This window comes from Robertmurraya sp. FSL R5-0851 (assembly GCF_038002965.1).
GTDB classification, from domain to species: domain Bacteria; phylum Bacillota; class Bacilli; order Bacillales; family Cytobacillaceae; genus Robertmurraya_A; species Robertmurraya_A beringensis.
In genome coordinates, this window is record NZ_JBBOOE010000002.1 from 245,057 (window position 1) to 269,822 (window position 24,766).

The window sequence follows — 24,766 nt, forward strand, 5'->3', positions numbered from 1 at the left end:
CAAAAAGCCTTTCAGTATTATTGTGTCATTTTATATTAAGTATCTTTGTGTCATTTTATTAATTCATGTCGCAATCTTTAATAAAATGGATTCCAGGTGCAAATAATTAAAGTAGATGCTCTAAATTAATCTAAAGACACTGAAAAAAACATCAGTTCAGTATGTTTGTGTCACTCTTGTAAGTATTTTTGTGTCGCTCGAGTCAGAACAAAGGGAACAGTATAGTAATAGAAAAGGTACTTCAACAATTCGTATAACACCAATTTTGTGAATTATTTAAAAAGGTGTTATAGACTCCGTATTTTGTCCTATTGTATATAGAATAGAAAAATATGTTCAATTCTGCATTAAGGGTTTGCGGAACAATGTTAAAAAACATAGTGGTTATCTAGACACATATAGGCGAGACGAAAACAAATAGTTTCCTTCAGATGGTATCTTTAGTGGAGAAAGTGTAGAGCATTCTATGCTGTTGTAGCAGCGAAAAAGGCTTCGCTTACCCCAAAAATGGTTGAATTTAATATTACTATTCATGATTATTAACAAAAAAGTATAGATAATTTAAGAAAAGAAATTTTTAGATAATTTAATTGATTATCTTGGATACACAAAAACAATGCTATTTCATTTCAAAACCAGAGAGGAAGTCGTCTCTGGTTTTACTTTTTGTTTTTATTCATAGTAGTAGGGGGGAAATATAATAAGACAGATGACATTTCGGTCACCTGTCTTTTATTGTACTTCTATTCGTTATAAGAATAATGTACAGTGAATATTGGGTCTAAACGATAATCAAAAGAAACAACAGTTTTGTTGGTAGCAGGAATTGGGGTAAAGTATTTCTGAAGTTCCGCTCCATTTTCATCGATTCCTTTTGTTAAGTTTTGATCAACAATCGCGCTAGTTGGCAACAACACCACTAATTCGACTCTACCTCCACTTGGGTACAGTTGTAACCCGGAGAAAGGAAGTTGAGTAACAAATTCATAATGATTTGGTTGTCCTGGTACTTCATAAATGTTGTGCTCATAGGTGATTTCATAAACGAAATGACCTTCCTTTGAACGTCCTGGAAGTTTCGTCAATTCGGTTTTTTTCATTACAGAAACCAGAATGGCCTTGTTTACATCATCCAAGACCTCTCTTAGATTTCCTAACACTGCGTGTTCCTGGATATCTTCTGTACTTTCAAGAATGTCAGCTTTTAGTGGAATCATAGGCAGCTGAAACTGTTCCCCTCTTGATTCAGCATCCTTTCGTAGAAATTCCAATACATGCGGTGGAACACTAGTCCCAGATGGAATGTACCAAAATTGCCCTTCTGGAATTGCCTCAACAGTTTGAAGGAGAGTTTGAACTTTAACCCGGTCAGAACGCCCTTCATTGTAACGGGAAAGCCTTTGAATAGTTGCGGTCATTTCCTGCAAAAAAATAATGTTCATTTTTCTTACCTCCATAGAGTTTGTTATAGATGGAGGTTTTTCCACAAAAGACCTACTACCATTGATTCCCCTTTCTTTACACAATCACATGGATAAGCCTTGTTCCGTATTTTCCATTCCTTTATAAGACAATTTACATTGCCTTTTTAAAAAAATTTTTATATAATGCTTATATGTTTAATAATGGAACGTAGACATCCCTTTGACTGATATTGCCGTATCAGTATGATTGGTTGGTCTATGGGAAAAACAACTATCTGATTATTAGTATAGTTGTTTTTTTTTATGTGGTCAAGCGAAAAAGAAACTTTTCTTTACATTAAAAGTATAATATAATGAAAATAAGGAAAGAATTTTTAACATAAGATTCAACTAAGAGGAGGTGTGTTTAAGATGGAAGACATAGCGAAGGTGATTGGACAGAACATCGAAAGGTTGAAGCAATCTAAAGGATTAACCAATGAAGACATCGGTAACATAATTGGGGTGACCAGAGTTACAGTAGCTAAATACCTATCGGGTGATCAGGTCATTGATAGTGCCAGATTATTTAGGTTAGCTAATAAATATAACCTGCCATTAAAATGGTTTTTAGTTTCAGATGAAGAATCCATGTCATTTATGTTTAGAGCTGATAATCCTCAGGAAAACTTTGACGATGATTTAGCCCATTATCTAAACAAATTTCTTAATGAATACATCCGAATCTTGGAATTGGCTGGAGAAAATAACTTAGCTTTTTTGCCTCAAGCATATAAATTACATCTAAAAGAAAATAAACTGACTGATGATGACCATGAATTAATAAAAGAAATTGCCGAAAAACAAAGAAAAGCATTTGGAGTGGATGAGGTTATTGATTATGACATCTATTCCATACTTGAAAAAAATAATATTAATGTGTTGGCATTAAGAATGGACAATAGTAAGATATTTGGATTATCGGCTTATTCAGAGGATAAGGGTGCTTTTATCATCATTAATGATCATCCTGATATCCCTGAGGAGAGAAAGATATTTAGTGCTGTTCATGAACTAGGGCACCTTATCTTCCACAGAGAGGATTATGACAGGGAGCCGGGAGAATTAGCATATAGTAAATCACGTAATAATATAAACGAAAAATTAGTTGATAATTTTTCAAGTTATTTCTTAATTCCAAGAAATCAACTTAGAGGATATAAAAAACTATTCCGTGGATTCATTTCAAATTTCAGCAATGTTTATGAAGTTAAAAAAGAATTTGGTGTTAGCGCAAAGGCTTTGCTGATGGCCTTAAAAGAAGAAGGATATATAGAACAAAAGACTTTTGGAGCATTATTTAACAACTTAAAAAGAATGGGGTTTGATTTTAAAGAGCCACAACCTATTGAATATATTGAAAAAAATAAAAAAATGAAATCCATTCTTCGTAGATTATACTTAGAAGATAAGGTGACTACAAATAAGGTTGCCGAATTGTTATTATTAAACGACAAGGAGGCACGCCTGCTTGTTAAAGCATGGGCTGAAGAAGAGGACTATGGAGATCAATATACAGAAGATTAGAAGCCTTTTAGGCAAAGTAGGAGTATTAGATAATAATATCCTAAATGATTTCACAGAACTTCAATGTATATCTTTAATTAATAAAGTTTTTGTAAAAGTCTATATTCCCCAAAGTATACTGGATCGTGAAGCAATACTTGAAACCATTCAATCTAATATGGAGTGGTTGGAGTACCAACCAACCGCCTTAGAACAATTCGAATCCTTTGAGTTCTTATCGAGAATATTGGATGAAAAGCCGGCTCTTTCTGAATATGATGCCGAATGTATTGCTATTGCAAGGGAAAAAATGATTTACTGTACATCAAATGAAAAAAGAGTCATGAGTATTTGTCAAGAATATGAAATCGAATGTACAGGGACGGTGGGAATACTTTGTTGTGCATTCGAGCACGGACTTATCAGTAAGGGAGAATTCCATCGTTTAGTAAAAAAATTGTTCTCTCCGGAATGCTCAGCTTATTTAGGGCGTAAAGTAAAGCATGCCTTATTTTCTTACTTTAAAATAAAAGAGTCATAAAGAAGGATTTCAGTAGCGAAGAATATAAATGAAGTAAGTTAGGTAGAAAAGGACCATGAAAGTGGTCCGTTTTTTTTCACATATATGCTTTAGTTTATACTTCGACAGAGTTCTCTTTGAATTCAACTATTTGATAATACTTACATTACGAATTATCGAAGAAAGATAGATTTTCGAAACCTGATTCCATTGTTTACTTTGATTTGCTTTGACAAGAGCATCTAAAGTTTATACTATATTTTTAACAGAACCCACCACGCCTCTTAACAATGCGGACCAAGGTGGGTCATTTTTTATCCATTTAGATTTATAATTGTATTTTGGAGTTATTTTCTAGTAGATTCAATGTGATCTATGACTTTTTTACTTTCCTCAATAGATAAGTTTGTATACTTGGTAGTTGTTTCAAATGAACTGTGGCCCAGTTGGTCTCTCAATAAAACTGCTCCACCACCTTTACGAACCCATTCGCTTGCAAAGGAGTGACGAAATTTATGCGGACTTAAAGCTTTTCCAATTTCAAATTCTTCATTTGAATTAAAGGCCCGGGTGTATTTCTCCACAAGACTCTGAATAGCTCGGACAGATATAGGTTGAGCAGCCCCTTTATATTTAGCCAAAAATACGTAAGGTTCATTGTTTTGAGGTTTATATCGCTCTTGTCTAACACGTAAGTATTCCTTTAAATCATTCATGGCAGAAGGGAGGACTAATACTGTATCCGCCTTGTTTCCTTTGCGGACAATATCAATCTGCTCTTTTTGAAAATCAATAGAGTGAAGGGTGAGGCTAGCAATTTCACTTACCCGAACACCGCTGCCTAACATCATACTAATAAGAGCAATGTCACGTTCCTTATCTCTTAGAAAGAGAGATTTCTTCTTTGATTCCAGATTCTTCTCATATCCGTTCTTCAAATAATTTAAAAATTCCGTAATCTCGTCGTCTCCTAATATTACTGAACTTATTTTCCTTGCACGGTTGCTAGCGGTTGCTTTTTCTTTACCTACAACTATTTTCTTAAATACGTTTCTATAAAAATAACATTCACCATTTTCATCTTCAGTTTCCGTTGTTAAATAGTTAAATAAAGATTTAAGAGCGCTTATATTCCGATGAACTGACTGCTCTGAACGCTTTTTAATTACATTTTCGCGTTCACTGATGTTTTCTTCTTCCAATAATTCCTTATAATATTCCACGTTCTCTTTGCTAAGTATCTCTAAAATAGAGAGTGGTGTGTCCTTAATGTGATTTACTTGAGTTAAACCTTCCGACTTCAGCCATTCAAAGAACTTTTGAAAGTCGTGAACATAGCCAAGGAGAGTAGAAACAGAAAATTTCGCTCGTTTTTTTGCACGGATGTACTCAATAACATATTCCGGCATATCAACCAATTTACTTTCTAAGCGTTTTTCGTGCATTAATTTTTCACGAGAAGGACCAGCCATTATACATCATCACCTTATTTGTCGGATTTTGTCGAAAGTATGCGTGAAATCCAATCTTTACGCATAGTTAACCATAATTTATTTATTGTCAACTAAATGAAAGTTATCCATTACTAAGAGGAAGTCTAATAACAAATTCAATAGTGAAAGAAAAAATTTCGAAAATAAAGTATTAGTTACTTATAAAAGTATTTCTTCCATACCCAGTTAATTGATCTCTATAACCTTGTAGTAAGCGTAGTTTTGCATTAGTGTAGCCCATGTTTTCCCTTAATTCCTTAGTTGTGATTAAAGGGTTTTCTAATAGAATCTTTTGAACCTTGCTTAGCTCATTAATATCGTAATTTGTTTTATGAACCATAAAAGGGGAGAGATGCTCTCCAATATTAATAGGAGCTAACTACTCACTACCTGTCCACTCTAATAATCTAATCTGTTTTTGAAACTTTAATAGGTTATCTTGTTCAATCAAAAACCTATAAATAAGGTCACTTTTTATAGCAGCTATATCTGTATCCTCCATATAACTTTTCTCAAGTAAGAAAACTACAATTCCCATAAATGTGTCTATTATTTGAAGAGGGATGGACTTCTTCGAGTCTTGAGAGATGGCTTTAAGGATTCGATAATTCTTATTTCTGTAGGCAGAATGGGCATTCATTTGTTCGACTAGCTTTTCATTTAATTTAATTCGATCGTATTCATCGTTTTTATCGATTTTTATTTTTACCTGTACTAATTGAATTGCATGGTCTAAGTGGGATAAATCTCTGGTCAGGCCATAAGATAGCCTTTCTGGGATCTTTATGTAGAATAAATTACGCAATTCTTGTGTACTTAATCCTATTTTGGCGGCCGAGGCAAGAGCATCCTGGTTATTTACAATTAGAATGTTAATTCTCATATTCTCATTAATGGCTGTATGTAAGGCTTGGAAATACTTTTTTATATGACGGTCTTTAGTGTATTCAGTAAAGTGTAGCTCGCTTTTAGATCCACTGCTTTTAAATATTTTGCGTATCTTTTCAACGATGACCGCTAATGAAGTGTCTAACTCACCATAAGCTCCATAATATGAATACTGCTTATTGAATTGATCAATTTTATTAGATTCGTCGAAATAAATTAAATAGTTCATAGGCGTCTCCAATATGACATTAGGTTGTTTTGGTTGACTAAAAGAATATTAATAGGTAATATATTTAAGTAAGTTGTATCTGTTTCCCCGCTACCGATTACTGTAGGGCTGCACTACAACCTTGTATTAGTTTTTCCCCGCTACCGTTTATTACAGAGCTGAACTAATCGACATACTTATAAATGTACTAAGAGACTAGAATTAATGATTTCTAGTCTCTTTTATTATATCAAACAGATGTTCTATATGTCTATTTCCAACTGTGCATTAAATTACGATTTAACGCGAAGTTACTATGTGACTACTCATAAAAATTGAAGCCTGCGTGATTAATCACCGACTTGGAAGCACTTATAGATGAATATGTAGAAGATATTGATTTTCCGCACATTATCTTCCTCCAAACTACAATGAACTCCTTACTTTCATAAAAACTAGAAAAATGAATTCTTAACATACTGCCTCTCGACGTTAATTATATTTAACAAGCTACATCCAGTTTACGACAAGAATTATTATAAAACAATAATTCATAGTAATAGCATTGTAAAGAACGTTTGTTCTGTAACGAAAAATAAAATGGTGATTTCGGATTAACCCCCGAATTTTGGACAATAACTCTCTTATTCTTTCATTTCCTCAGTTTTTTATTTTATAGATTTCTTTCATTATTCTTCAAAAAGGCCATGTTGCTTGACATGGAGCCTCTGCGGGCATGATTCTCCTGCCAAGAAGCCAGCTGTTTTACAACATTGGCATCGCCGAACGAGGCTATCATGCCCGCCACTCCAAATCAAGCTGATGCTTTGAATGAATACATCCATTACACCCGAACCTCCTTGATCACCAATGAATCTTGTTTTTGATAGAATTCCTTTGGTGACAAATCTAGTATACTAGAATGCATACGTCTCTCGTTGTAGAACTCCATAAAATTCATGACTTCTTGATATGCTTCTGTGTAGGTTTCAAACTGCCATCTGGATAGGCAATCGTCCTCAAAAATGCGATGGAAAGACTCAATATGAGCATTCATATTTGGTGTTCTTGGTGGAATTCTTTCGTGCTCAATTTTGGAATCTTCACAAAACTTTTCAAAAGTATGGGAAATAAACTGCGGTCCATTGTCTGTTCGGATTACAGGTTTTTCCAATTCGTCATATTGTTGGCGTTTTAATAATGCCCTTTTCAGTGTCTGTTTGACATCATCTCCAGTGCAGCTTAATCCCATATGATAGGTAATGATGCCCCTGTCATAAACATCGATGATGGACATGACAAAGAAAAAGCGATCCTCACCTTCGATAAAGCCATATTTAATGTCAGCTTCCCATAGCTGATTAGATCTTGTAATAATGCGATTTCTTGCTAGTTTCCTAGGGTATGAGACTTTCTTTTGGCGCTGTGGGCGTAAGATGCCCAATTCTTTACAAATCCGGTATACTTTTTTCTTGTTAATTTTAAGTTTGTATTTTCGCCTTAAGACCTTAGTGAGTTTGCGATAACCATAGTTATAGCAATCACCGGCAATCTCTTCTAGTAGAAATTCTTTAATCTGTTCGTCTGATATCTTTTGACCGTCCTCTTGGATCGAATAACCTGGTGCTGGACGTCCCTCACTTACTTTTTTCTCCTCAACACGATAATTCTTTTGATAGTAGTATGTGGATCGAGGAATACCTATGATTTTAAGCACCTTTGAAATCGAGTAGCCTTTTTGAATCCATTTGTTAGCTACTTCATGCTTTTCAGCAAGTGAGGGTTTTTCTTTTTTATAAGATCCCTCAGGATCGCTATTTCAAGGTCTTTTTCACCTAATAACATTTTAAGTTTTTCATTTTCTTTGGATAATTCTTTGGAGTCTATATCTGGCAGCACAGCCACATCTACTTCACCAAATTTACCATCTTTGTATTCACGAACCCAGCGACTAACCATATTGGGATTCAGATCATACCGGCGAGCTACAAGGGTATTCTTCCCTGTGTCTTGGGCTTCCTTGATGACTTGTAATTTAAATTCTTTAGAATGTTTTATTCGTTTCATGATGTCAGCCTCCTTGGTACATTAAGCAGTATAATAAATATTACTCTTATTGTCCAAGTTCATTTTGGGGCTTATGAGATTTATTTATGGCAATATCAGAGCAATATGAAAATTACGAAAGTCGTTTGGAACTCCTTTTAAAAGAAATGCCATACTATGTAGTTAACTATGTTCGACGCTTAACAAGATATCCGCTCCCCCCTAACTCTATTTAACTAGGTAAGGGATTTAGAGATTTCTTTAATTGGTTAAAAGCTGAAGGCATTGCTAAGTGTGAATCCATTAAGGATATTCCCCCTACTACACTTGAGAATATTACTCTGGAAGAAGCAAGAAACTAATTCAAATTCGTTTCAAGAAAAATTACAGAGTATTTATAAATGAAAATGAAACAAAAGAAATCCATCCTAAAACAGTTAATAGTCAAAAGTCTTCCCTTCGATCTCTTTAGAAGTAGTTACTGAAGCCTTTAATGAGTTTGCAAAAACCTTACTTAAAAATATTTATTGGGGATAAAGAACCGGAGTTTTTAGATTAATAAAGACAGATTATGAAGTCTCCCTCACACCTGCTGAATTAAAATATTTTATTAGTATCCTTTCCCTATTTTTAGAAGCGGAATCCATGTTAATGAGCTATCTAATCTACGCGTCAAAGACTTGGATTTTTCATCAAGTGAAAGAGTAAATATCATTCGCATCAAAGATAAACGTTTCTTTACCTGGTTTTGGGTAAACTCTATCTTCCTCCAGCATTTAGGCGGCTGCCTAACTACTTGCTACAAGGTCCCCTTCATAAACAAATTTAATTACCCATTTCCAGCGAGAGTCGTCAAATCCAATATTATTCCATCCTTCTACTTTTCCCTCAAGACGCGTATCATATACTTCACCTTAATTTAATCAATAAGCTGTACTGGCCCCTCTGTTGATTCCAATAGAATTCCTCGGAAGTAATGACCTCGTGTGGTAATAAGTTCTCGAATTTTATATTGCCGAGTGGTTTTAGGTGTTTTTATAGAAGTTTATTAAGAAATTGTAAAGAGAAAAACTAGAAAATATAAAACACTAGGATAAATCACCTAATATTTTAGTCTATATATTAAAAAAGAGCTTTTTTTATGAAAAACAGTTCCTTTTTACTAAAGTTGTAAATTTACAAAACTAGCAAGCAAGCTTAATAGTAGCTTCATATTCATTACATAACATATACCATGTAATTATAAATAAGAGGAGGAAATTTGATGTTTAATAAATCATTTAAGAAGAAGTTCATTCCGTTTGCAGCCGTCACAACGTTGGCGCTAACAAGTTTAGTAGGATCATTTTCCACAACTGAGGTAGAGGCAAAATCTACAAACAACAATGCTGAAATCAAAAATGTTATTTTCTTAATTGGAGATGGAATGGGAGTTTCCTATACGTCTGCTTATCGATATATGACTGACAGCGACAATTCTAAACTTGTAGGAAAATCAGCATTCGATAATTATCTCGTTGGGCAACAAATGACATATCCCGAGGACCCTAAACAAAACGTAACAGATTCAGCATCTGCAGCAACTGCTATGTCTGCAGGTATTAAAACGTACAATAATGCAATTGCAGTGGACAATGATGGTTCAGAAGTAAAAACTGTATTAGAATCAGCAAAAGAAAGCGGCAAAGCTACTGGTTTAGTGGCAACTTCTGAAATTACCCACGCTACACCAGCATCATTCGGTTCTCATGATGAGAGTAGAAAAAATATGAATGCTATTGCAGATGATTATTTTGATGATTTAATTAATGGGAAGCAAAAGGTAGACGTTTTACTTGGTGGTGGTACAAGCCTATTTGATCGTCCAGATCGTGATTTAACAGCAGAATTCCAAGAAGCTGGATATAGCTATGTAACGAACAAGGAAGACCTATTAAAAGATACAAATGATAGAATCCTAGGATTGTTTGCGGAAGGTGGACTTCCGAAGATGATTGACCGTACAGAAGACGTACCTTCATTAGAAGAGATGACAAATACAGCAATTGATCGTTTATCAAAAGATAAAGATGGTTTCTTCCTAATGATTGAAGGAAGCCAAATCGACTGGGCTGGCCATGATAACGACATCGTTGGTGCGATGAGTGAAATGGAAGACTTTGAAAAAGCATTTAAAGCAGCTATTGAGTTTGCAAAAAAGGATAAGCATACATTAGTAGTAGCTACAGCTGACCACTCAACTGGTGGATACTCAATTGGTGCTGACGGAATCTACAACTGGTTCGGTGAGCCAATTAAAGCAGCTAAGCGCACTCCTGACGTTATGGCAGCTGAAATTTCATCAGGGGCTGGTGTAAGAGAAACATTGACAAAGTATATTGACCAAAACATTCTTGCTTTAACAAATGCTGAAATTACTTCGGTAGAGGCTGCTGTTTCAAAAGGTACTGTAGAAATTGATAATGCAATCGAAAACATCTTTAACAAACGTTCTCACACTGGTTGGACAACTGGTGGACATACAGGGGAAGACGTTCCTGTTTATGCATATGGCCCAGCTAGTGATCGATTTGCAGGTCAAATCGACAACACCGATCATGCGAAAATCATCTTTGACTTATTAGAAAAAGGAAAAAACAAGACAGTTATTAACGATAAATAAAGAATAGAAAAGAATCCCGTTGGAAGGCAACGGGTTCTTTTTCTTCAAAGGAGACTACTATGAAAAAAATTACTATAGCATTCATTCTCTTACTTTTAATTGTGATGACAGCTTGTAATAACGAAACGAAGTTAAGCGAAGCCAAAGTTACAGCTACAGAAACTGCAACAGCCAAGCAATCAGCTAAAGGGACAACTGAATATGCTCCAAACCCTCAGGTACCAGATGATCGTGAACTTGATGAAATTGGCGAGGTACTTTCAGACCGTAAAGGGGAAATCACCCTTCTAAATCAGCTTACACCAAATGAAACCGTTAATCTTGGACCCATTCAGTTGGTAGTAAAAGAAGTCAAGACGATTCACCTGCGTCCTGACTATGGAATGATTGATTATTTCCACGTGTTAACTCATGATGAAGAATTTGATTTCGTAAAGGTATTCTTTGAAGTAACTAACACATCAAACGAAAAAGTAAACTTTGGTCCTGTTGCACTTGTTGAAACAAGTGAGGGTGAAAAGGTCACATGGGAAAAAGATATTTACCTAGACGAATTACACGGTGTATATGCTCCTGGTGAAAAGAAGCAGGGGAATGTTGGCTTTATCTTAGAAAACTCAAACATCCAGTCGTTTAAACTACTTACAAGCGATGTGTTTGATCAAAAAGAGAATTTAATCCAAAAAGGTCAGGAATTAGAATTTCAATTTAACCAGTGAAGCCACTCGTAGGAGTGGTTTTTTAATTAATAGAACATTGGGGGGAAAACAACAAACGTGACGTTAGCTCTAAAAGTGTCTGAATATCTTCCTAATATAAAGATACATTGACAATAAAGAACTTTAAGTGCATTTTTTCACAAAGTATATTAACAAAAAAGAATCCGCAAAGTTTACCTTTGCGGCTAAGTATTAATTCTTTATTTTTAATTCTTCTAACAGACTTTCTACATAATATTGGGCTTGTTGAGCTGCGATACTACCATCTCCTGTAGCTGTAACAATTTGCCTTAATGCTTTTTCTCGATTATCTCCCGCAGCAAATATTCCAGCTACCTTAGTTTCCATTAATTGATTAGTTTCAATATATCCACTTTGATTAGTAATGCCCAGAGTTTCAAACGGCTTTGTTAAAGGAACCATTCCAATATAGATGAATGCTCCGTCAGTTTGGAATTCTTTTGTTTCTCCAGTAATCGTAGACTCTAATGTGACACTACCAACCTTACCGTCTTTCTCATTGATTTGTTTAACAGTATGATTCCAAATGAAATCAATTTTTTCATTAGCAAAAGCTCGATCTTGTAGGATTGGTTGCGCGCGTAACTGGTCTCTTCTATGAACAACAGTTACTTTAGAAGCAAAGCGTGTTAAATAAACCGCTTCTTCGACGGCAGAGTCTCCTCCACCTATCACTACTAGTTCCCTACCTTTAAAGAATGCTCCATCACATACTGCACAGTAAGAAACTCCTCGTCCACCGAGCTCTTTTTCGCCTTGTACACCCAGTTTTTTATACTCAGCTCCTGCCGAAATGATGATACTACGTGTCTTATATTGCTTTGAACCTGCAACAACTGTTTTATATTCTTTGCCATCATTGACTTCTTTTACGTCTCCATATGCATATTCCGCACCGAATTTCTTTGCATGGTCAAACATCTTTGTGGATAGTTCTGGACCAAGAATATGCTCAAAGCCAGGGTAGTTCTCAACTTCCTCCGTATTAACCATCTGACCGCCTGGTACCCCACGCTCAATCATCAATGTAGATAAATTGGCACGCGAAGTATAAACAGCAGCTGTCATACCTGCTGGTCCTGCACCAATAATAATCACGTCATATATTTTTTCTACTGACATTGTTCCCCACTCCCTAATGGTATTAATCACCTTTATGCGTTAGGATAGATTTTTTTCAGGGCTTCTTTCATTTCTGGCTTTACTTTAATTTTTGAGCGAATAGCTGTTGCCATTTCCTCTGCTTGATTAATGTCTTTCGCCTCACCAAGTCCCAGAAGTGTTCCAATCGCAACTGTTCCAGTACGGTTGCTACCTCCACCACAGTGGAAATACACTTTCTTACCTTCATTGTAAGACTTAAATACTTCATCAATCGCCTGTTTCACAGACTCTTCTTGGTGTTCTGCATCATCTACGATTGGACGGTGAATTCGGTTATACTTTGACTCTTGTGTTGGAGCTTCTGCACGTAAATCATAGATAACATCTACCTTTTCGTTTTCCATTACCTCATCTACATGATCAGCACCACCAATAAAGATTCGGTCCTTAATTAAAGCTTGATAGTTTTTCTCGCTCATTTTTGTATCCTCCTTAGCAGCAATCACTTTCATTTCCAACTAGAACAAAAGCCGTACGCTCTTCATTTAGTCCTAGAATTAGACCTTCAATATGGTCCTCAATCATTTCATCAATCGCTACCTGAATGTCGTTAATTGTTACAACTTTATCATCTTTTTCTGGCTCATCCAGAGCCAGTCCTACCTGTGGGCGTCCTCAGCCATAGCCCGCAAAATAAACTCGAATGCTATTAACACTCTTATCTGCAAACACTTGTTTCAACATGTCTCGTGCTTCATTTGTAATTTGCATTTGTATCATCCTCTCAATTTATTTCAAATAATTTTTAAGTTGGTCGTACCCAATGCTTTCCTCTTTAACAACTGGTATAATTGCACATTTATTGGAGAGTTCTTTTACTCTTAATATCCATTGTTCTTCAGATGTTGCTCTACCATTTAAGACAAGGTCCATTGTCTTAGTTGTATACAGACTTTGATTGATAACCCACCACTCGGGATTTATATCTGCTCGTTTTAAGTCATCCTGTAGACGGCTAGCTTCTAATACAGGAGTTGCCTCAGCTAACGTGACTATCACTACACTCGTTTCCTTAGGATTCCTTAAACGAGGTAGAAGCTTCTGCACACTTTCAGGTACTTCTCCCGTAGACCGTGATAGTTCCTTATGATAAGACTGTGCTGCATCTAAAAGTAACAAGGTATGTCCAGTTGGAGCCGTGTCAATGACCACAATCTCGTCTTCTGCTCGCTCAACTACTTCTGCAAATGCTCGAAAAACGGCAATCTCTTCTGTACATGGCGAGTTTAAGTCTTCTTCTAAGTAAGCAAGACCTTCCTCATCAAGATCTTTACCAGCAGTGGCAAGGACTACCTCCTTGTACTTATCCACTTCAACCTTCGGATCAATTTGACTGATAGTTATCAGGTTATTGAGTTCTTCACCCTTAAAAATATTACCTACATGTGCAGCTGGGTCTGTTGTGGTTAAATGAACTTTATGCCCTTGTTCCACTAGACCTACTGCTATAGCTGATGCAATCGTTGTTTTTCCAACCCCACCCTTACCCATCGTGAATATAACACGTTTGTTTTGTTGAGAGAGGTCTTCAACTAAGTCTTTCAGCTCAGGAAGGCTAATCTGCTCATTCCCCGTACTTTTAGTTTGAACGGATGGCAATATGAAATTCTTCAATAAATGTCTTAAGCTCTCTATACCCGTTAAAGAATAGGAGACATAAGGTAACGAATATATGACAACTTTTTTAAGTTGCTCTGGCACCTCACTTAGAGCACTCCTTTGCTTCTTGTAGAAGAAAGTTGAAACCTCGTCCTCAGGCAAATACGTTTCCATCAGACCATTAACAATTAATGATTGGTTTCGAATTCCAATCTCCCTTAGCTCATTAGAGGCTCGATTTGCCTCTAATAAAGAGGATTCATCTGGTCTTGCTACAAGGACTAGCATCGTTTGCTTTGAATCGGATAAAGCTTTCATTGTTTTACTATAGAGGTCCTTCTTTTCACCAAGGCCAAATAATGGTCCTAAGCATGAAGCACCGTGAGTACTTTCTTCTAAAAAACCAGTCCAGGCTGTTGGAAGTTGGAGCAACCTTAGGGTGTGTCCCGTTGGTGCTGTATCAAAAATAATATGGTCGTAACTCTCTGTTATTTCAGGATTTCCAAGTAAGCTAGTGAATTCATCAAATGCTGCAATCTCTACGGTACAAGCACCTGACATTTGCTCCTCCATGGTTGCAACTACGCTATCAGGAAGAACACCCTTATAAGGCCCTACTACCCTTTCACGATAAGCTCTAGCTGCCTCCTCGGGATCTAAGTTACAAGCAAACAGATTAGGCACCGTTGGAATTTCTGATGGTATATTTGTTAGTTCCACCTCTAAAACATCTTGTAAATTAGAAGCAGGGTCAGTGCTAACTAATAACACTTTTTTCCCTTCATCAGCCAAAGAAACGGCAGTTGCACAGGCAGTTGATGTTTTACCAACTCCACCTTTACCAGTGAAAAAAAGATAGGGAGTATAGACGGCATTTTTAGGATCAAACGATTGATACATATCTCTTCTCTCCTAAACTAAATCAATTTTATTCGTTACCTTCTTTTTTTCTAAATCTTCAACAGCGATACCAAACCATTCAGCTAATTTCTGGGTAGAAGGATACGTTTCCGATTGAACAATTTCTCCATCCACTAATGTAAGTGGGAGTGAATCAGGTCCTTTTTCGTTTAGGTATTGAATCACTTTCTTATTTTCTGCAAATTTAGCAGGTTCGCTTGCAAGGTTAAATCTAGAAATGTCATAACCCTTTTTTTCTAAAATGAATAAAGCCGTTGCCACTCTTGTTAATTCTGGATCTACGCTTGGTCCGCAGACTCCAGTAGGACAGCAAAGAGCTGGGTCAAAAATTTCTACTTTCGGCATAAGAACACCCCTTTTAAAATTAAATAAGCATATCCTTATATATTAGGTAAAGAATTCCCCAGAGAGTGAGTCTCTCTGGGATGTTTGATTATTTTCCTGTATCTGCGAATTGCTTAATTCTTTCACCTATTTCATCACGAACGCGTTGGAAGAATGCCCATTTTTCTTCGTCTGTTCCCTCAGCTTTAGCTGGGTCATCAAAGCCCCAGTGCTCACGCTTTACGTGTGGTGGTGTAACTGGGCAATGGTCAGCAGCGTGTCCGCAAAGTGTAACAACTAGGTCTGCATTGTTTAAGATTTCAGGATCAATTGTATCTGAAGTTTGATTTGAAATATCAATTCCTGCTTCTTTCATTGCTTTTACTGCGTTAGGATTTAATCCGTGTGCCTCTAAACCAGCACTCTTCACATCCCACTCTTCACCTAAGTGTTTCTTTGCCCATCCTTCTGCCATTTGGCTTCTGCAAGAATTTCCTGTACATAAGAAGTAAATTGTTTTTTTAGACATGATAAGTTTCTCCTTTGTTGTTTAGTGTATAAATAATAACCAAATATATAAGCCAACAAGTGTGATGAACAATGTTGGGATGGTTAAGATAATTCCAACTTTAAAGTACGAACCCCAAGAAATTTTAACTCCTTTTAGGGATAAAACATGTAACCACAATAGAGTGGCTAGAGAACCAATTGGTGTGATTTTTGGTCCCAGGTCGGAACCAATGACATTTGCATAAACAAGTGCTTCTCTAATAACGCCACTTGTATTGGTATCTGCAATGGCAAGGGCATCAATCATAACCGTCGGCATGTTGTTCATAATCGAAGATAATATGGCTGCAATAAAGCCCATTCCAATGGTTGCTGCGAATAAACCTTGGTCTGCTGTTACTTGAATTAAATCAGCTAACACGTTAGTTAAACCAACATTTCTTAATCCATAGACAACTACATACATTCCAATTGAAAAGAATACAATGGCCCAAGGAGCACCTTTTACTACTGTTCCTGTATTAACAGCTGGGCTTCTTCTAGCCATTATTAAGAAGAAAATAGCCACAATTCCAGCAATGATTGATACTGGTACTCCAATAAATTCACTAATAAAGTAACCAACTAGCAGGATTCCTAGCACTATCCAAGAAAGTCTGAACATCTTTTGATCACGAATGGCATCAACAGGCTTTTTGAGATCTGATAAGTTATAGTCCTTCGGAAGATTTTTTCTGAAATAAAGGTACAACACTAAGATGCTAGCACCTAGCGAGAAGAAGTTTGGAATGATCATTCTCGATGCATATTCAGCAAATCCAATACCAAAGAAGTCTGCAGAAACGATGTTCACTAGGTTACTAACGACTAATGGTAAACTCGTTGTATCAGCGATAAATCCACTAGCAATAATGAAAGGGAACACCATTTTTTCATCAAATTTCAGATTGCGTACCATGGCTAAGACGATTGGTGTTAAGATTAGTGCCGCCCCATCATTTGCGAAAAATGCTGCGACTAGTGCTCCAAGGATGGAAACGTAAATAAACATCCTTATTCCATTACCTTTAGCTGCTCTAGCCATATGAAGAGCTGACCACTCAAAGAAACCAATTTCATCTAAAATGAGTGAAATAATAATAATTGCAATAAAAGCTAAAGTCGCATTCCAGACAATGGATGTCACATCTACAACATCATTAAAATCAACTACTCCGACTAGAAGCGCCAGTATCGCTCCTCCGCAGGCTGACCATCCAATGGAAAGACCTTTTGGTTGCCAGATTACTAATACTAATGTAACTAAAAAAATCAATGATGCTAATACTACCTCTGTCACCACATAACCCCCTATTACGAATCACATGAGATACGTAATCCCTGCTCTTCTAATTCCTGTAACTTAAAATCTTGATTCGGAAGATGCTGTAGCAAGTTTTGAACAAAGGCATAGAACTCACTGTCTTTATTTAGGGAATAGATGATCCATTGACCTCTTCTTGTTTCTCGGACAATCCCTGCATCCTTCAACTTGCGTACATGTTGACTAATAGCAGGTTGGCTAGTTTTAAAAATTTCTACAAACTCACATACACAGCAATCATTGGAGTCAAGTATCTTAACCATAGTTAATCTTGTCTTATCACCTAAAAGCTTTAAGATGGTTGCTGCCTTTTCTATTTCCACTGTTGTGGATACTTGCATGAGAAACACCTCCTATATCAATTAGTGTTTATATAATAATCAACTTATTTGATCCCTTAATGGGTAGTATTTGTTATGTTCTGTTCCATAATTCAAACTATCAAATATGCTAATCACTATATAATCATTTGCTTATATAATAGTATGCTTATTTATTAATTTCAATAGTAACTTTGTAAAGGTTTTGTAAAGAACGAGATTCGGTGAAACAAAAAAATCCCTATATTAAGGGATTCCTTGGCACTTGGATTTATAATTTATAAAAAGAACACAAATTCCCCATTTTTAAGTTCATAAACACTTCCGAAGGATGGAAAAGATATATTCCTCATAAAAAAGTTAGTTACTATGCTTAATTTTCCGCTTTTGAATTAGTATGATCTTTCAGTATAAGATTTGGTATAGCCTTGATATAGAATAATTCTCCTATTAACTCCACGATAGTCTGTGTAACAATCACAGCTGAAGCTAACGTTGCCCATGACTGAGGTAAAGCTAAAGCTAATGGAAGAACTACAAGAGAGTTCCTTGTCCCAGTACTAAAGATTAATGTTCTTCCTGAACCGTTATCTAATTTGAACGCATATGCGATAAGACGAGATACAATTGGTGTAATAATTAAAAATAAAATATATATAGGAATTACGCGTACAATTATCTCGAAATCACTATATACCTTGCCAATTTGCGAAGCTACTACCACAATTAATACCAAAGCCATAAATGGGACGGGCAACCATGTTGTAAGATCTATTGCCTTCTCACCAATGGTATTCTTTTTAGCCCATAATTGAGTGATTACGGCAAGTATTAGAGGCGCAACTATTAGTAATAAAAAAGCTTCTAGGAATGGTTCTAAATGAACAACTTCTACCATCTCTTCACCTATAATTAGCCATAAATACACAGGAAGTAATAGCATTTGTACTACAAACAAAATAGGCGTTGAAGCTAACATCAATTTCTCATTCCCCTTCCCAAGTTGAGTAAAGACTATTACGTAGTCAATACAAGGAGTAAGTAAAACCAAACAAACACCTAATAAAATTGGAGGTGATTGAGGAAATATTGTTGTTAATATCCATACAATTATGGGGACAGCTATAAAATTTCCAGTTAGTAATGCCACCATGAATCTGAGATTTGAAATTGCCTCACGCAGTTTCAAGAATGGAATTTGGGCAAACATTCCAAACATGAGAATAGCTATGAGTGGCGAAATAGTCCAGTCTAAGCTATTAGCTAAATTCTCGTTTGTGATACCTAGAACTCCTCCAAATATAAGAGAAATACCATATATCCAAATTTGTTGATTTTCTAATTTTTCCCTAGTAATAATTATGTTCAAACTCCCCTCATTGATATTACATTCCTCGCCATCAATTTAAGCTAAACCAGCTAATAAAAAAATCAATGCTACACTAAACAAAATATTATCGCCCTTCCTTCACTTTTTCCCACAACAAGTGCCATTTGAATTAACCTTTGGAAAAGCTAAATCGACTATCTTGTTTTTAATAAAAGGATCGATTTCTTCAGGTAACTGATTTAATTTATAAAATTTCGCTTCTATTTCTTGATTGCTATCAGGTTTTATTTCTCCTTCGTACTCGGTACATAAATAACCAATGACAACCGTTTGATACTCATCTCCACTTTCCTCGACACGATTTATTAATGCCTTACCTGAATAGACACCAAATAATTTTATCGACTTTATCCTTATGCCTATTTCTTCTAAGACATTTCGTGTAATACATTCTTCCACTGACTCATTTAACTGCAATATTCCACCCGGAACTCCCCAAGTTGCACCTGAATATCTACTCAATAAAACTTCTCCATAATTATTAACGATAACTACACTTGGTCGTATAATTATTAATGGAGAATTTCCGATCATTTCTCTTAAGTCTTCACAATAACCCATAAATACCACTCCTTCTGGTGATTTTTTTAAAGAAACAATTTGCAGATATATTAATAGAGTAACCTACTACTTTTTAGCCGTAATTAGTTAGTCGCTTTATATCCTCATATTACCACTTTTTAACCTACGTTACTTGAAGAAGAAAAATACCGTGTGTTCCACTAATGCACCCGATGAATAAATAAAAGCTCCGAAAAGGAGCTTTAACCTGCACAACAAGATAATTTCGAAACATCTTTATCAAAAGTTAGGGCAGCCAGCTTCAATCCTTCTGCCATTGTTAGATATGGAGCCATCGTTTCTTTCAGATCTCCAACAGTTAAACCGAATTTAACAGCTAATGTTGCTGCATAAATTACGTCTCCTGCGTTTTCTGCCACTACATGCGCCCCTAACACTTTCAATGTTTTCGCGTCTGCCACTAATTTGAAAACACCTGTTGTTTCCCGGTTGACGAGCGCTCTTGGAACAGCCTCCAATGGCAAGACTGATGTTTTCACTTCATATCCATTTTCTTTTGCCTGTTGCTCTGTTAAACCAACAGTTGCAATCGATGGTGAAGTAAACGTAACACCCGGAACTACATCTAAATTCACCTTTTGATTTAGTTCGCCAATTGCATTACGGGCAGCAAGTCCACCTTCATAAGCAGCTACATAAACAAATTGGGGACCGAAAGTGACATCTCCAGCTGAATAAATCTGTGAATTGGTCGTTTTAAGATAATCATTAATGACAATTTCACCACGGGAGCCAACCTCAACGCCTGCAGCATGTAAATTTAATGATTCTGTATTCGGTTTTCTTCCAGTGGCAATTAGTAATTGTTCCGCTTCAATAATTCGCTTTTTACCATTTATCTCAACATACACTTTTTTAATATCTCCATCTTGCTCAACTCGTTCATAGGTTGCACCTGTTACTAAATTAATTCCCTGTTCTATTAAGGCCTTCGTAATAGCTTCAGAAATCTCTGGATCATATTCTTTTAATAAACGCTCACTTCTTAGTATTAAGGTAACTTCTGAGCCGAGATTATGAAATAGTTGTCCTAATTCTAAACCAATATATCCTGAACCAATCACGGTAAGACGATTTGGAACCTTCTTTAATTCCAATAAGTTAGTGTTTGTTAAATAGTCTACTTCGTCTAATCCAGGAATATCAGGTACAGTTGGAGAAGCACCTGTAGCTATTAAAAATCTTTTGGCTGTTAATTGAGTGCCATTTACTTCAACTGTATTTTCATTTACGAATTTTGCTTCACCTTTTATTAATTCAAAACCATAATCATCAATTAAATTCACATATTTTTCATTTCGCATCTCGGTTACTAAATCATTCTTTTGTTTTATTAATGGCGCTAAATCAACATTTGAAGCCGAAGTGTGTAATCCCACAAATGGATTATTTTTTGCTAGATGATTGATTTCCCCTGCTCTTAATAAGGTCTTGGATGGAACGCATCCGACATTAACGCAAGTTCCACCCACCGTTCCACGCTCAATCATAGCCACTTTTGCGTTCAAAGCAACGGCTTCAATGGCAGATGAAAAGGCAGCTCCACCAGAACCGATGATGATGTAATCATAATCATAGTTACCTGCATCATTTAAACTTATATCTATCCTTTTGTCCGATTGCACTTGTATTTCTTCTGCTTCGCCCGGTTGATATTTTGCATCAACAATGGCTTGTTTCGCTGATCCAACCCCTATATCATTCGGAAGCTCAAATACAGCTTCACCACGTCGAAAATCGGCATTAATCCCCTTTGCACCAATATTTTCAAGGGCAACAGCAACGTGTTCTTCACATCCTGTGCATGTCATTCCTTCAACTTTTAACCGATATTTTTTCAATAAATTCGTCTTTTGTTCCGATTGTAATTCTTCTGCTTCTCCTGGATGATAGTTTGCTTCAGCAATCGCCTTTTTGGCAGCTTTAACCTCCACGTGATCTGGAAGTTGAAATACAGCTTCTTCACGGCGAAAATCAACTTCAATCGCTTTTGCACCCAAGTTTTCAAGAGCAACAGATAAATGCTGTTCACAACCAGTACATGTCATTCCTTGCACATTTAATCGATATTTTTTCATGGTAAACCTCCTTTTACTCGACGGGAAGACCTAAGTCTAAAACTGCCGTCTTAATTGCATCTAAATTTGTTTTAGTTTCATCAAAAGAAACCGTTACTTCTGCTGTGCTTCCGTTGACTTTAACAGCTGTTGTGCCAGCACCATCTACTTGTGCAACGGCATCTTCCACAACAGATGGAGGGCAGCAATCCATTCCTGCCATAACCAAGAAAGTCCCAGTCTTATCGTTTTCAGTAATAGTTTTTACATCCTTCTCTAAATTCATAGCAACTGTATTCAAGTCACTCTTTGTTACCGATACTTTTTCTTGTTTGTTACTACACGCAATAACTACCAACAAAAGGGATAATACCACCATGGACGTGATTATCTGTACTTTCATATAAAGCACCCCATTTTTTTATATTCCCCCTTCAACGATGAATAAAAAAAGAAACATGCCAAAAACAAAAAACGTCGTGATCCATAATCCAATAACAGAACTTTTTCTTTTTCCCTTGCTCCCATAAACCATATAAAAGGAGTATGCAAGCAATACAATGGTAACGATGCTAAACAATAACCGGTATTTTAAAGAGTAGAATGCGAACGCGCCTGCAAACCCGGTAAGTCCAAGGGGAATCAAGATTAAAGGACCCAAACAACAACCAGCCATAACAAAAGCTGAAAACATAGTGGCTACTTGCGAGACTTTTCCCTTCATGACTTGAACCTTTCCATACTGCAACAATCATGTGTGGTTGTATCTTTCTTTGTTTCCTTTTGTATTTCAGGTTCAAGTTTCCTCCAACCCTTTAAAAGAGCAAAGACAAACAAAAGACCCATCAAGATGAAAATTAAATCTTTATATTCCGTGAAGTATGACCCAAGTGCTGTTCCTGCAATCAACGGAAGTAGTATAAACAGATGACACGGGCATGTAATGAGCGCGACAAGAAACCAACCTGAACTTTTTATTGTGTTTTTCATTCTGTTTCACCTCTTATTTTTTCAACAGTGTTTCAATAATAGGGCATTCATAAATATCTTTGTTTTCAGGACATCTTTCTTTAAGATCTATCAACATTTGTTCAATTCTTTTCAAATCTTCAATTTTACGCTGAATGTCCTCTATCTTAAGAACAGTGAAATCATACATATCACGGCACTTTACTTCATCACGATCAACGACCCCTAGCAATTTATCGATTTCATTTAAAGTAAATCCCAATTCCTGCATCCGTTTTATGAAATGTAATCGATCGACCGTTTGTTGGGAATACATTCGGTATCCTTTTTCGGTACGTTCAGGTTCTGGAATTAAGCCTAAACGCTCATAATACCGAATGGTTTCTTTATTAACACCGCACTTGTCAGCCAGTTCTCCGATACGAAACTGCATATGTCTCACCTCACCTCACTAACTGCATATACCTTGTACCTTAGTACAGGGTAAATATATAGTTTACTTCATTCATGAGGTTTTACTCACCCTTAGAGCTAGATAACGTGCTACCAAAAACAGCAGCTCCAACCTCAAAGGCTTCCGCAAGAGTCAACTTGTCCTTCGCGGTCATTGCATTCTTTTCATTCGCTTTTTGCCAATGTTCCTCGGAGCAATAAAATTGAATGGCTGGGCAACAACTAGTTGCAACAGATGTTGGCTCATTCGGTCCGCAAGAAGAATCACAGCAAGAGTTACTATTGGCAGCACCCGTTGTTCCCAAACCTACGATAACGGTATTAGGTTGTGCAACAGGTAAGTTGTTTTTAACATCAATAGTAATCTCTTCACCGCAAAATGCACATTCCGATTCAATCACTGCATCTGTATACATCGACGGAATGCCTAGAGCATCAATCACACACATGGAATAAGCAGGCGACTTTCCAGCCACAGTGACCCGGTGCGGTGTCGGAACCCCGGAAAAAGGATACGCCACCGTCACATCCCCAGAGTTTTGGTCCCAGTTAATTAAATCCAATTCCCTTAAACGCCTAAGTGCAGATTGGTCATCAATTTGTTCCTCTGTTGCAGTTAAATCATTGATGTTGATGATTTTTCCCTCAGACATGGAAAGAAGAATCTGTATGCGTCTATTATTCTCTGAAGTAGACAATAAACCGATTTTTTTCTCAAATCCTCCTACAGATAGGTTGAGTGACTGTAACACCTTGTCCTTTAACGATGGATTAAAATTATCTTGATTCATATCCTTGCCTCCTCTAATGATCTGCAATTGAAATTGTAGTAATTTTACGTCTAATATAGAATAAACCCTGTACCATGGTACAGGGTCAAGTGTGAATTTTTTTATATTTTCTTATTAAATTAACCTTCCCCTTTGGTTAAAAAAAGCTGTTCAGGATTGGTAGACTGTTTTTTAAAGGAAAGCTCGTTAGCTTGTGTGCTTAAAGGACATATCTTTACTTCTACTTATTTAAGAGATTCTTGAGTATTTTCTAGATATGAATTGTTATTAACCAACCATTTTAGAGTAAGTAATAGACATATAAAAGAACATATCAAAAACACACTTATAAAACCTAATACATCCACGAACCCATATCCAAGAAATGGCCCAAGTGTGGCACCTAAATCGACGACAATGGTGTACAAAGTTATTTAGGAGAACTCTGTTTTCGCCTCTAGATGATAAGTTTGAGTAAAGGGTATCAATGATATTGGTCGTACATGATGAAATTACAAGGTGTAACAACAACACCGTAAACCAAATGATGTAGGAAATATTAGATGGGATAATGAGAAGCATGACCGAATTAAAGGCCATGAAAAGAACTAATACAAGATGTTTCCTATCACTTCTATCGAGTACCTGACCAACTTTTCGTGAGATGAGAGGTAGCATCCCCCATCTTATCGCCTGTAAACCTCCTGCGACTGCCGTTGGACTTATAAGTACACGTGAAAAATCCTCTTTTTGAAATCTAACACCAATCAAATGACTAAGTGTTGCATTCATCATTCCCTCGAGGATCATGACTGAAA

26 protein-coding genes and 1 pseudogene are annotated in these 24,766 nt (G+C 36.3%); 4 read left to right on the forward strand and 23 right to left on the reverse strand.

What is annotated here, in order from left to right:
• Positions 1–743: 743 nt before the first annotated feature.
• Positions 744–1,442, reverse strand: a complete 699-nt coding sequence (locus MKX65_RS25455) for a hypothetical protein (RefSeq protein WP_160548503.1) — start codon at positions 1,440–1,442, stop codon at positions 744–746.
• Between the two features lie 393 nt (positions 1,443–1,835).
• Between MKX65_RS25455 and MKX65_RS25460 the strand changes: the two genes are divergently transcribed.
• Together MKX65_RS25460 and MKX65_RS25465 are read left to right on the forward strand one after the other, a co-directional pair.
• Positions 1,836–2,990 (forward strand): ImmA/IrrE family metallo-endopeptidase, encoded by a 1,155-nt coding sequence (locus MKX65_RS25460; protein WP_160548504.1) that lies wholly within the window; start codon positions 1,836–1,838, stop codon positions 2,988–2,990.
• Positions 2,965–3,510, forward strand: coding sequence for a hypothetical protein (locus MKX65_RS25465; protein ID WP_160548505.1), 546 nt, complete (start codon positions 2,965–2,967; stop codon positions 3,508–3,510). The genes MKX65_RS25460 and MKX65_RS25465 overlap by 26 nt, the downstream gene beginning before the upstream one ends.
• Before the next feature lie 326 nt (positions 3,511–3,836).
• Here MKX65_RS25465 and xerS read toward each other — a convergent pair whose 3' ends face one another.
• From xerS to MKX65_RS27215, 5 genes are all read right to left on the reverse strand, one after another.
• Positions 3,837–4,961, reverse strand: coding sequence for a tyrosine recombinase XerS (gene xerS / locus MKX65_RS25470; RefSeq protein WP_160548506.1), 1,125 nt, complete (start codon positions 4,959–4,961; stop codon positions 3,837–3,839).
• Between the two features lie 400 nt (positions 4,962–5,361).
• Positions 5,362–6,099 (reverse strand): DUF3800 domain-containing protein, encoded by a 738-nt coding sequence (locus tag MKX65_RS25475; RefSeq protein WP_340906690.1) that lies wholly within the window; start codon positions 6,097–6,099, stop codon positions 5,362–5,364.
• A gap of 652 nt (positions 6,100–6,751) precedes the next feature.
• Entirely contained in the window at positions 6,752–6,877 is a 126-nt protein-coding gene (locus tag MKX65_RS25480) for a hypothetical protein (RefSeq protein WP_263479876.1), read from the reverse strand.
• 45 nt (positions 6,878–6,922) lie between these two features.
• Positions 6,923–7,822, reverse strand: a complete 900-nt coding sequence (locus tag MKX65_RS25485) for an IS3 family transposase (RefSeq protein WP_040344397.1) — start codon at positions 7,820–7,822, stop codon at positions 6,923–6,925.
• 11 nt (positions 7,823–7,833) lie between these two features.
• A complete protein-coding gene (locus MKX65_RS27215) occupies positions 7,834–8,145 on the reverse strand; it encodes a transposase (RefSeq protein ID WP_016205489.1) in 312 nt (103 codons plus the stop codon).
• 1,243 nt (positions 8,146–9,388) lie between these two features.
• Between MKX65_RS27215 and MKX65_RS25490 the strand changes: the two genes are divergently transcribed.
• Both MKX65_RS25490 and MKX65_RS25495 read left to right on the forward strand, forming a co-directional pair.
• Positions 9,389–10,786, forward strand: a complete 1,398-nt coding sequence (locus MKX65_RS25490; protein WP_160548507.1) for an alkaline phosphatase — start codon at positions 9,389–9,391, stop codon at positions 10,784–10,786.
• 59 nt (positions 10,787–10,845) lie between these two features.
• Entirely contained in the window at positions 10,846–11,505 is a 660-nt protein-coding gene (locus MKX65_RS25495; protein ID WP_160548508.1) for a DUF4352 domain-containing protein, read from the forward strand.
• 192 nt (positions 11,506–11,697) lie between these two features.
• On the opposite strand, the gene trxB is transcribed toward MKX65_RS25495, so the two are convergent.
• From trxB to MKX65_RS25575, 17 genes and pseudogenes are all read right to left on the reverse strand, one after another.
• On the reverse strand, positions 11,698–12,648 hold the full coding sequence (trxB, locus tag MKX65_RS25500) for a thioredoxin-disulfide reductase (protein ID WP_160548509.1): 951 nt from the start codon (positions 12,646–12,648) through the stop codon (positions 11,698–11,700).
• 32 nt (positions 12,649–12,680) lie between these two features.
• On the reverse strand, positions 12,681–13,109 hold the full coding sequence (locus MKX65_RS25505; RefSeq protein WP_160548510.1) for a dual specificity protein phosphatase family protein: 429 nt from the start codon (positions 13,107–13,109) through the stop codon (positions 12,681–12,683).
• 310 nt (positions 13,110–13,419) lie between these two features.
• Positions 13,420–15,189, reverse strand: a complete 1,770-nt coding sequence (arsA, locus tag MKX65_RS25510) for an arsenical pump-driving ATPase (RefSeq protein ID WP_160548511.1) — start codon at positions 15,187–15,189, stop codon at positions 13,420–13,422.
• 12 nt (positions 15,190–15,201) lie between these two features.
• Positions 15,202–15,555 (reverse strand): arsenite efflux transporter metallochaperone ArsD, encoded by a 354-nt coding sequence (arsD, locus tag MKX65_RS25515; RefSeq protein WP_160548512.1) that lies wholly within the window; start codon positions 15,553–15,555, stop codon positions 15,202–15,204.
• 88 nt (positions 15,556–15,643) lie between these two features.
• Positions 15,644–16,063 carry an arsenate reductase (thioredoxin) gene (gene arsC / locus MKX65_RS25520; RefSeq protein WP_160548513.1) on the reverse strand — a complete coding sequence of 140 codons (420 nt, stop codon included), beginning with the start codon at positions 16,061–16,063 and terminating at the stop codon, positions 15,644–15,646.
• Between the two features lie 21 nt (positions 16,064–16,084).
• The gene (locus MKX65_RS25525) at positions 16,085–17,383 is read right to left on the reverse strand and encodes an arsenic transporter (protein ID WP_340906698.1); all 1,299 of its coding nucleotides are present in this window, start codon (positions 17,381–17,383) and stop codon (positions 16,085–16,087) included.
• 14 nt (positions 17,384–17,397) lie between these two features.
• On the reverse strand, positions 17,398–17,748 hold the full coding sequence (locus MKX65_RS25530; protein ID WP_160548514.1) for a metalloregulator ArsR/SmtB family transcription factor: 351 nt from the start codon (positions 17,746–17,748) through the stop codon (positions 17,398–17,400).
• 352 nt (positions 17,749–18,100) lie between these two features.
• Positions 18,101–19,090: an arsenic resistance protein gene (locus MKX65_RS25535; protein ID WP_340906949.1), complete on the reverse strand. Its 990-nt coding sequence runs from the start codon at positions 19,088–19,090 to the stop codon at positions 18,101–18,103.
• 105 nt (positions 19,091–19,195) lie between these two features.
• Complete coding sequence (locus MKX65_RS25540) at positions 19,196–19,678, reverse strand: NUDIX domain-containing protein (protein WP_160547542.1); 483 nt, start codon at positions 19,676–19,678, stop codon at positions 19,196–19,198.
• A 203-nt stretch (positions 19,679–19,881) separates the two neighbouring features.
• Positions 19,882–21,510, reverse strand: coding sequence for a mercury(II) reductase (gene merA / locus MKX65_RS25545; RefSeq protein WP_445677971.1), 1,629 nt, complete (start codon positions 21,508–21,510; stop codon positions 19,882–19,884).
• Positions 21,511–21,597: 87 nt separating this feature from the next.
• Positions 21,598–21,777, reverse strand: a pseudogene (locus tag MKX65_RS27220) (heavy-metal-associated domain-containing protein); the annotation flags it as partial.
• A 13-nt stretch (positions 21,778–21,790) separates the two neighbouring features.
• On the reverse strand, positions 21,791–22,159 hold the full coding sequence (merP, locus tag MKX65_RS25550; RefSeq protein WP_160547541.1) for a mercury resistance system substrate-binding protein MerP: 369 nt from the start codon (positions 22,157–22,159) through the stop codon (positions 21,791–21,793).
• An 18-nt stretch (positions 22,160–22,177) separates the two neighbouring features.
• Complete coding sequence (merT, locus tag MKX65_RS25555) at positions 22,178–22,480, reverse strand: mercuric transport protein MerT (protein WP_160547540.1); 303 nt, start codon at positions 22,478–22,480, stop codon at positions 22,178–22,180.
• Complete coding sequence (locus MKX65_RS25560; protein ID WP_160547539.1) at positions 22,477–22,746, reverse strand: transporter; 270 nt, start codon at positions 22,744–22,746, stop codon at positions 22,477–22,479. The genes merT and MKX65_RS25560 overlap by 4 nt, the downstream gene beginning before the upstream one ends.
• Before the next feature lie 13 nt (positions 22,747–22,759).
• The gene (gene merR1 / locus MKX65_RS25565) at positions 22,760–23,158 is read right to left on the reverse strand and encodes a mercury resistance transcriptional regulator MerR1 (RefSeq protein WP_160547538.1); all 399 of its coding nucleotides are present in this window, start codon (positions 23,156–23,158) and stop codon (positions 22,760–22,762) included.
• Positions 23,159–23,240: 82 nt separating this feature from the next.
• Positions 23,241–23,969, reverse strand: a complete 729-nt coding sequence (locus MKX65_RS25570; protein ID WP_160547537.1) for an organomercurial lyase — start codon at positions 23,967–23,969, stop codon at positions 23,241–23,243.
• A gap of 267 nt (positions 23,970–24,236) precedes the next feature.
• Complete coding sequence (locus MKX65_RS25575) at positions 24,237–24,743, reverse strand: hypothetical protein (protein ID WP_160547536.1); 507 nt, start codon at positions 24,741–24,743, stop codon at positions 24,237–24,239.
• Positions 24,744–24,766 lie beyond the last annotated feature (23 nt).

Bases quoted from the DNA above. Each gene is read 5' to 3' on its own strand.
- MKX65_RS25455 (WP_160548503.1), bottom strand. From the start codon at position 1,442: ATGAACATTATTTTTTTGCAGGAAATGACCGCAACTATTCAAAGGCTT.
- MKX65_RS25460 (WP_160548504.1), top strand. From the start codon at position 1,836: ATGGAAGACATAGCGAAGGTGATTGGACAGAACATCGAAAGGTTGAAG.
- MKX65_RS25465 (WP_160548505.1), top strand. From the start codon at position 2,965: ATGGAGATCAATATACAGAAGATTAGAAGCCTTTTAGGCAAAGTAGGA.
- xerS (WP_160548506.1), bottom strand. From the start codon at position 4,961: ATGGCTGGTCCTTCTCGTGAAAAATTAATGCACGAAAAACGCTTAGAA.
- MKX65_RS25475 (WP_340906690.1), bottom strand. From the start codon at position 6,099: ATGAACTATTTAATTTATTTCGACGAATCTAATAAAATTGATCAATTC.
- MKX65_RS25480 (WP_263479876.1), bottom strand. From the start codon at position 6,877: ATGATAGCCTCGTTCGGCGATGCCAATGTTGTAAAACAGCTGGCTTCT.
- MKX65_RS27215 (WP_016205489.1), bottom strand. From the start codon at position 8,145: ATGAAACGAATAAAACATTCTAAAGAATTTAAATTACAAGTCATCAAG.
- MKX65_RS25490 (WP_160548507.1), top strand. From the start codon at position 9,389: ATGTTTAATAAATCATTTAAGAAGAAGTTCATTCCGTTTGCAGCCGTC.
- MKX65_RS25495 (WP_160548508.1), top strand. From the start codon at position 10,846: ATGAAAAAAATTACTATAGCATTCATTCTCTTACTTTTAATTGTGATG.
- trxB (WP_160548509.1), bottom strand. From the start codon at position 12,648: ATGTCAGTAGAAAAAATATATGACGTGATTATTATTGGTGCAGGACCA.
- MKX65_RS25505 (WP_160548510.1), bottom strand. From the start codon at position 13,109: ATGAGCGAGAAAAACTATCAAGCTTTAATTAAGGACCGAATCTTTATT.
- arsA (WP_160548511.1), bottom strand. From the start codon at position 15,189: ATGTATCAATCGTTTGATCCTAAAAATGCCGTCTATACTCCCTATCTT.
- arsD (WP_160548512.1), bottom strand. From the start codon at position 15,555: ATGCCGAAAGTAGAAATTTTTGACCCAGCTCTTTGCTGTCCTACTGGA.
- arsC (WP_160548513.1), bottom strand. From the start codon at position 16,063: ATGTCTAAAAAAACAATTTACTTCTTATGTACAGGAAATTCTTGCAGA.
- MKX65_RS25530 (WP_160548514.1), bottom strand. From the start codon at position 17,748: ATGCAAGTATCCACAACAGTGGAAATAGAAAAGGCAGCAACCATCTTA.
- MKX65_RS25540 (WP_160547542.1), bottom strand. From the start codon at position 19,678: ATGGGTTATTGTGAAGACTTAAGAGAAATGATCGGAAATTCTCCATTA.
- merA (WP_445677971.1), bottom strand. From the start codon at position 21,510: ATGACATGCACAGGATGTGAAGAACACGTTGCTGTTGCCCTTGAAAAT.
- merP (WP_160547541.1), bottom strand. From the start codon at position 22,159: ATGAAAGTACAGATAATCACGTCCATGGTGGTATTATCCCTTTTGTTG.
- merT (WP_160547540.1), bottom strand. From the start codon at position 22,480: ATGAAGGGAAAAGTCTCGCAAGTAGCCACTATGTTTTCAGCTTTTGTT.
- MKX65_RS25560 (WP_160547539.1), bottom strand. From the start codon at position 22,746: ATGAAAAACACAATAAAAAGTTCAGGTTGGTTTCTTGTCGCGCTCATT.
- merR1 (WP_160547538.1), bottom strand. From the start codon at position 23,158: ATGCAGTTTCGTATCGGAGAACTGGCTGACAAGTGCGGTGTTAATAAA.
- MKX65_RS25570 (WP_160547537.1), bottom strand. From the start codon at position 23,969: ATGAATCAAGATAATTTTAATCCATCGTTAAAGGACAAGGTGTTACAG.
- MKX65_RS25575 (WP_160547536.1), bottom strand. From the start codon at position 24,743: ATGATGAATGCAACACTTAGTCATTTGATTGGTGTTAGATTTCAAAAA.